Annotated in this window: 1 protein-coding gene; it reads right to left on the bottom strand. The window is 75.7% G+C overall.

Features of this window, described 5'->3' with window-relative positions; translation table 11 throughout:
- Positions 1 to 76: 76 nt before the first annotated feature.
- Positions 77 to 296: hypothetical protein (locus DBV35_RS29805; RefSeq protein WP_157962126.1), on the bottom strand; the 220-nt coding region annotated here is incomplete at its 5' end.

The raw sequence follows: 296 nt of genomic DNA on the forward strand, positions 1-296 counted from the left end.
TAGGGACAGCGCGACCCGGTCACACACGACGACGGCCCCCACCCGGGGGCCGGGCGGGGGCCGTCGTCGTACCGGGTCACTTGCCGGCGGCGCTCCGGGTGGCGCGCGCGGTCTTCTCCGCGGCGGCCTCGGTGCTCCGCCCGGCGTGCTCGGTCACGGCCTCGGCGGCCTTGGTCGCCTGCTCGGTGACCTGGTCGAACACCGAGGTGCCCGCGCCGACGACGGTACGGGCGAACTCGCGCTGGTGGCCGAGCACCTGCTCGTAGAAGTCGAAGACGCGCTCGACGGCGGCACCC

This window comes from Acuticoccus kandeliae (assembly GCF_003073115.1).